Annotated in this window: 5 protein-coding genes; 4 read left to right on the forward strand and 1 reads right to left on the reverse strand. The window is 47.9% G+C overall.

All coding sequences use genetic code 11. From position 1 onward, the window contains the following. The first annotated feature begins 294 nt into the window (after positions 1–294). The 3 genes from MGMO_RS03420 to MGMO_RS03430 all read left to right on the forward strand — a co-directional run bounded on the left by MGMO_RS03420 (position 295) and on the right by MGMO_RS03430 (position 5,578). Positions 295–2,505, forward strand: a complete 2,211-nt coding sequence (locus tag MGMO_RS03420) for a CHASE2 domain-containing protein (RefSeq protein ID WP_023493631.1) — start codon at positions 295–297, stop codon at positions 2,503–2,505. Between the two features lie 169 nt (positions 2,506–2,674). Beyond that, on the forward strand, positions 2,675–3,187 hold the full coding sequence (locus MGMO_RS03425) for a hypothetical protein (protein ID WP_023493632.1): 513 nt from the start codon (positions 2,675–2,677) through the stop codon (positions 3,185–3,187). 249 nt (positions 3,188–3,436) lie between these two features. Beyond that, on the forward strand, positions 3,437–5,578 hold the full coding sequence (locus tag MGMO_RS03430) for a sodium-translocating pyrophosphatase (protein WP_023493633.1): 2,142 nt from the start codon (positions 3,437–3,439) through the stop codon (positions 5,576–5,578). Positions 5,579–5,692: 114 nt separating this feature from the next. Here MGMO_RS03430 and msrB read toward each other — a convergent pair whose 3' ends face one another. Next, positions 5,693–6,268, reverse strand: a complete 576-nt coding sequence (msrB, locus tag MGMO_RS03435) for a peptide-methionine (R)-S-oxide reductase MsrB (protein ID WP_023493634.1) — start codon at positions 6,266–6,268, stop codon at positions 5,693–5,695. Between the two features lie 418 nt (positions 6,269–6,686). Between msrB and MGMO_RS03440 the strand changes: the two genes are divergently transcribed. Further along, on the forward strand, positions 6,687–7,073 hold the full coding sequence (locus MGMO_RS03440; protein WP_023493635.1) for a hypothetical protein: 387 nt from the start codon (positions 6,687–6,689) through the stop codon (positions 7,071–7,073). Positions 7,074–7,403 lie beyond the last annotated feature (330 nt).

Raw genomic sequence — 7,403 nt, forward strand, 5'->3', positions numbered from 1 at the left:
ATGTTCTCGCTTTGGCAAGCCCGACATGTGTACTTTATTGTCATTTGGATCATTATCTTATGGCAAATCTATAATGTAACTTATCAGTTATGATTTTGCCACTACCCACCAATGAATTTGGTGCATAGAATGCACCCTACTTGAGTGGAAGGAGTTTGCGGAATCCGATATTTCGTAGCTCCAGTGTCCTGTAGAACGTTCACTTCATACAGGCTTTTTGCTGTAAGCCACACCTAAAGTTCCTCTAGCTTTTCGGGATAACAAAAACACCGAATAGTTACGTATAATTGATGGATGACACGTCAATTCCCACGCGCAACCCTTATCGCTTTGGTCACCTTCCTGCTGGGCACTGGCGTTTATTACTTGACCAGCCTTGAAACGAGCTTGGGTCTGGATACGTTGTTTCAACTGCGTGGCGTGCGTCCGCCGCCGCCAGAGGTTGTGGTGGTGGCGATGGATGAAGAATCGGAAACCCGGTTAGGGGTGGGGCAGGATTTAACCCGATGGCGCAGTTACCATGCCAAGTTGATACAAGAATTACAGCGGCAAGGTGCGGCGCTGGTTGTTTTTGACCTTCAATTTATAACGCCGCACATTGGTCAGGATAGCACCTTGGCTTCGGCTATGAAGTCAGCAGGGAATGTGCTGATCGCCGACTGTCTGCAAAAAATTAACAGCGACGACAAAGAATTTTCTGGGCGGGAAGAATGTTCTGAACGCCACAACGCATTAACCGCCGAAGAAGAAAATGGGCAAACCCAACAACCCGGCGAACAAGGCGTTCTCCTTATGCATAAAATCCGGCCTGCGGCGATCCTTGCCAGGACCGCCTTAGACCACGCACCGTTTTCGCTGCCTAACGACGCTGGCAATCCTACGATACGGGCAGTTTGGCCTTTTCTTGATATGTTCAAGGAAAGCCCTACCCTCCCCGTGTTGGCATGGTTGTATTACCTGCAAGACAAAGGTGTTTTAGAGGGCGTTATTCAGTCTGACCGTCCATTCTCCACTTGGCTGACCAAGCAACGTAAGCAATGTTTTTCCGATGAACAAAAAAACTTGGACATTTTGCCGTCACCATCCGACTTGGAGATAACCTTTAACACGTTGATTTGCCATGAAGACGGCCAATACCTGGATTATTACGGGCCACCGCAAACTTTTAAGATGGTGTCTTATAGTGATGTCTATCAAGGGAAAGTGTCCGATTTAGAGGGCAAAGTGGTGTTCATCGGCAAATCTAACCGTAAATTTTCACCCGGAAAAACGGACGTTTTCCAAACACCCTTTACAGATACCCGCAGCGGGCGGATGTCGGGCGTTGAAATCATGGCGACGGAGTTTTCCAACTTTTTGGAAGATCGATTCATCAGGCCGCCCTTCCCTGCCGTTCTTGTCATTTTATTTTTTGGTTTGGCTGTTGCTTTGGTGCTGACCCAATTTGCCGGCCTGTCTGGCATTGTGGCAAGTTTAGCGCTATTCGGTGCCTATACTGGCATGGCATTGTGGGGTTTTTCCCGCAGTGGGTTGTGGTTGCCGATTGCCGTGCCGTTAATTCAATTGCCGCTGTCATGGTTGATGTCCTTACTTTGGTCGCGCTGGGATTTGTTGGATGAAAGAAAGCGTATCCTGGCTTTTGTCCGTCAGGTGTTTCCGCAATGGCTACCCTACATTTCGGCATCGCCTGGAGAATGGTATCCCGATAAAGGGGCTATCGAACCAAAGTCCGAACAGGACGTAAACGGTTTATGCCTGGCTACGGATATTGAAGGTTACACCTCGGTTGCAGCACAACATACACCGCGCGAAATGTGGGCGCTTTTGAATGATTATTACCAGGTTTTGGGGTATCCGGTAAGTTCTAATAACGGCATTATCGCAGACATAACCGGTGATGCCATGATGGCAGTTTGGATGGATGCAACCAAAACAACCCAACGGCTTTCCGCTTGTTTTGCCGCATTGGAAATGGAATTGGCCGTCGATAAGTTTAATGAGGCCACCGTTACAGGTCGCTTACCTACACGCATCGGTTTACATGAAGGCGACATGACGCTGGGTCGGATAGAAGCTGGCGAAGGCAGTTATTACCGTGCGATTGGGGATACCATCAATACCGCTTCACGCATTCAGGGCGTTAACAAATATTTGGGAACACGCATCTTAGCTTCAGCGGCAATTTCAACAGGCATTACGAATGTTATTTATCGTCCTGTCGGTGCGTTTAGGTTGGTTGGTCGAACGGAGCCGTTGGAACTTGTCGAAATCGTCGGCATGAGTGCCGATATTAAAAAAATCCAATTCGATTTGCATCAGCAATTCGCCCTTGGACTCAACGCATTCCGTCTAGGACTCTGGGACAAAGCGGAAACCATCTTCCAAACTGTGTTGGATAATTACGGCCAGGATGGGCCTAGTGAATTTTTTCTGGAATTTATGGCATCATTCCAGGGAAATCCGCCACCTGGGTGGGAAGGGATTGTGACTTTACAAGCTAAGTAAATCCTGGCCTTTATTGAAACACGCTCAAACGGCAAATCTGAACTCAAAATTCGTTTTTAATAATTCTTCCCTCAGCTATTTCAAAGTTTTTACCTGAACGGTTATAATCCTGCGATTTTTTAAACTCGCTAACTTGCTTCGTTTTTCTCGATTAGAAAATTTGTTGACCATGAAATTATTGCTTCAATACCTTGCGCTTTGTTTTTTTAGGAACGACCCTACCGAGCTAATCCCACCCAATTCATTTATGTGGAAAACGGTGGGTTTTTATCTTGTGTCAGGCTGTATCGTCGAAGGGCTGATCGCTGACCCCGCCGATGGTTCATTGGAAGTTTTATTGCGGACAATCATGGCATTTTCGACTATTGCCACATTATTGTTGTTAACGAAAAAAAGCCTTTATTTTAAGCAGTTATTCACGTCCATTTTTGTGTGCGAAAACTTTATCATGACCTTGGCAATCGCCGCCGAAGCCTTGGATCATATCATGGTGATGAGGCACGAAATCTACCGTGAGGAAATCTCGACCACGTTGGGTATATTTTTGGTCATCTGGTACATAGCCATCGTCAGTTATATTTTCAGGAAATTTTTTTCGTACAGGCTCAGCGAAAGCGTGGTGTTTGCGTTTAGCTATTTTGTGCTGACTTACGGGATTCCGATGTTGTTTATGGATATTTAAAAGGGCATCCCAAAACCCGTTCGCAATCAATTTAAAAGCGTATTCCTTATGATTTACAGATAAATAGCCCGAGAATCTCCAGCCTTTTTATATTTGCTTACAAGGCAGGCAATTTTATCCGCCCGATACAAAATGTATACAGCCCGCAATGACAAGGTATAATCCTCCGCCGTAGGGTGAACTTATCTTTGGGTAGGTTACATCTTCCACCGCTAAAGAATAATTAAAATAACCAGAGGAGTGGAAACCATGCTGCTACCAACATCAGCATCAATCGTTATAGCCCTATTAATGGGTATTGCCGGCGTTGGGTTTGTGCTTTGGCAATTAAAGCGCGTGCTCGCTTACGACCAGGGCAATGACGTCATGCGCGAAATTGGTGCGGCCATACAGGAAGGCGCTTCGGCTTTTCTGGCGCGTGAATATCGCGTGATTGCCATATTTGTGGTCATCGTCGCTACCGTCATAGCCGTTTTTTTGCAATGGCAAACGGCGTTTTGTTTTGTGTCCGGTGCGATTGCTTCTGCTGGAGCGGGTTATCTCGGTATGTATGTTGCCGTCCGCGCCAACACCCGTACCGCCTCCGCCGCCAGTCGTGGACTTCATGAAGGCTTGCGGGTTGCCTTTGGTAGCGGCGCAATTATGGGCATGTCGGTGGTCAGCTTCAGCTTGATCGGTATGACCTTGCTCTATCTCATATTTAATGATGACCCCAACCACCTGACATACATCACTGGCTTTGGCTTCGGTGCCAGCAGTATCGCCTTATTTGCACGGGTAGGCGGCGGCATTTATACCAAAGCAGCGGATGTCGGCGCAGATTTGGTGGGCAAGGTCGAAAAAGGCATTCCTGAAGACGATCCCCGCAATCCTGCCGTGATTGCCGACAACGTGGGCGACAATGTGGGTGATGTCGCTGGCATGGGTGCGGACTTGTTTGAAAGCTACAGCGGTTCGATTATCGCCGCCGCCACATTAGGTGCGGCATTAGGCAAAGGTGAGACGGTTGCGTTTATCGGCCTGCCGTTTCTGGTCGCTGCGGTCGGGGTTATCTCCAGCTTGTTCGGCATTTACATGGTCATCGGCAAAGAGCGCGATGAAAGCGTATTAGCGGGTGCAGTCTCCAATGCGTCGTTAACCGCCAAGTGCGTTTACTATCTGAGCCAATATGTTTCAAGAATCGACGAAAATGCGAGCCTGGAAGATTTGTTGACCGCACTGCGCCGCTCGGTTTGGGGCGCATCGGTGGTTATCTTAGGACTGTCTTTGCTGGCTGTGCTGATGTCGGGATTGCATTTCAATTACTGGTTGGTGATTGTGGTCGGTTTGGTGGCTGGCAACGCCATTGCGTATGTCACTGAATACTTCACGGCATACACCGAAAAACCGGTACTTGCGATTGCCAAAGCCACCCAAACAGGCGCGGCCACCACCATCATCCAAGGATTGGCGGTGGGCATGATGAGTACCGCCTTGCCTGTGCTTATAACCGCTTTCGCTATCCTCATCAGCATCTGGTTGGGACATAAGGCCGACGGCACCCTCGCCGCCGGATTGTATGCGGTCGCATTGGCAGGTGTCGGCATGTTGAGTACATTGGGTGTGACGTTGGCAACCGATGCTTACGGCCCAGTCGCTGATAATGCAGGCGGGATTGCGGAAATGAGCCATCTGCCTAAGGAAGTCAGGCACCGCACCGATGCGCTGGACAGCTTAGGCAATACCACTGCTGCAACGGGCAAAGGTTTTGCGATAGGCTCCGCCGTCTTGACCGCATTGGCATTGATCGCCGCTTATATTACGGCTGCCAAAATTGACGGCCTGGACATTCTGGGGCCGACCATGCTGCCCGGCTTATTGATCGGTGCGATGATGCCGTATTTGTTCTCTGCCCTCACCATGATGGCAGTGGGCAAGGCGGCACATGAAATTGTGATGGAAGTACGGCGGCAATTCCATGAGATCCCTGGATTGATGGAAGGAACGGGTAAACCCGATTACGCGGCCTGCGTGGGTATCAGCACCGAAAGTGCCTTGCGGGAAATGATTGTCCCTGGCGCGTTAGCGGTCATCGTGCCGATTGTCGTCGGCCATGTGTTGGGTAAAGAAGCGTTGGCCGGATTGTTGGTCGGCACCTTATTGTCGGGCTTTTTGCTGGCGGTGATGATGGCGAACGCTGGCGGCGCCTGGGATAACGCGAAAAAATACATCGAAACTGGACAATACGGCGGCAAAGGCTCGGATGCCCACAAAGCTGCCGTCGTTGGCGACACGGTCGGCGACCCATTCAAGGACACCAGCGGCCCGTCCCTGAATATCTTGATTAAGCTGATGACCATTGTGAGCCTGGTGTTCGCGGGTTCGTTCGGCTCGGGGTGGTTGAATTTTTGAACAATGACTGAAAAAGCCGTTCGACAGGCTCAAAACGAACGGCAAGGTTTTAAATCCGTTCGTGGTGAGCCTGTCGAACCATGAACGGAATCAAACTGTCGGTTTTATTAAGTTTTAGTTATGCGGTTCATTAGACTTAAAGAGCGGCAGAAACTTTCCATAACCTGCCTTCTCCATGTCTTCCACGGGAATAAAGCGCAACGCCGCCGAATTCATGCAATAACGCAAACCTGTCGGCTTAGGGCCGTCATCGAAAACATGGCCTAGGTGTGAATCGCCGTACTTGGAACGGACTTCGGTACGGCGTGAAAATAACGAAAAATCATTCCGTTCGGTAATATGTTCCGCTACCAAGGGTTTGGAAAAACTCGGCCAGCCGGTACCGGAATCGTATTTGTCCAGCGACGAAAACAGCGGCTCGCCACTTACCACATCGACATAAATGCCTGCGCGATGCTCATCCCAATAGGTGTTTTTAAACGGAGGCTCTGTGCCCTCTTCTTGCGTCACCTTATATTGTAACGGTGTCAGCGTAGTTTTCAGTTCCTCGTCAGAAGGCTTGTTGTAGTGTTTTTCAGTCAGTTCAATGGGTTTGTCGCTGCTCATCATTGTTCCCTTAACCTCTTCGGCATTGATGTTTATAACAGCTAAGCATAACCCCAACAGCAGGAAAGAAAAGTATTTTTTCATAAGAAACGCCCCAAATTAAATAAAACTTGAGAGATCAAAACCTATTGGATAGTTCCATGCAATGTGTGGATTGGGCTGAGCAATAGCGGTGTCCGACAACAATCGTTGGGCTTCATGTTTATTAACTCAACTTACGTGATTCTTTTATACTGGGCATGGACTAAATGGTAGGCTGAATTTAGAATAAAGGAATCTCTGAATAAGTTGATTCCACCCATGGTTCGACACACTCACCACGAACGGAATCAACGCCTTACCGTTCGTCCTGGGCTTGTCGAAGGACTTGTTCAGGGTTTCCTAAAATCGTTATTCCAGTTTTGCCGGAATTTGCCTCGAATCCATCACTAAAAAAACGACGCAAACAACCCTAAAGCAGACTATATTATTTGACCCACCAAATCGACAACAGGGACTTAACATGATGAAAGCAATTAAAACTTTGCTGGTAACAGCCGTATTCAGTTTAATTTGTTCCAATGCTATTGCTATCGGGATGCAAGGCACTTCCGACGTAAAAAAATCGTTAGCCCTAACGATTGAACATCTGGAAAAGGCCGTAGCCGCCTTTGATAAAGGTGAAGACCCAAAAATAGTTGTCGAGAGGTTGATGGAAGCCAAGCAAGTGCAAAAGTCGTTTTCGACTGCGAATGGCAAACTGTCGATGATTAAATCGAGGGCCACCCAAAAACTGGGGCAAGCCCGCAGCAGCTTCAACGAAGGCGATACAGCAGGTGGCGGCGCAGCCATGAAAGAAGCGTTAGCTGGATTTAAGGAGTTTAAAGAAAAATATGATGCGATGCATTGAGCTAGTAAGAGGATAAGATGTGTTTCAAGGGGTGAAGCGCATCGTTAGTGACATAATTTGCACATGACCAAATATCGTCGATTTTACCATCCAAACGCCACATGGTTTTCTACTGTCAATTTGGCGGAACATCGGCACAACCTCTATCCATCTTACGGACTTATACTGGCAAATAGCCCGTATAAGTGCATAGCCAAGGTTTTTAGTCTATTATTTTGAACAGTATGGCATTCTGTGTCTTCGTGAACAGATGAATACACAAAATCCGAATCATTAACGTTGAATTTAAAAATGTGACCTGTATGAAAAAAACATTCGCTATTCCTTTAG

Origin of the sequence: Methyloglobulus morosus KoM1 (genome assembly GCF_000496735.2) — a bacterium.
Taxonomy (GTDB): domain Bacteria; phylum Pseudomonadota; class Gammaproteobacteria; order Methylococcales; family Methylomonadaceae; genus Methyloglobulus; species Methyloglobulus morosus.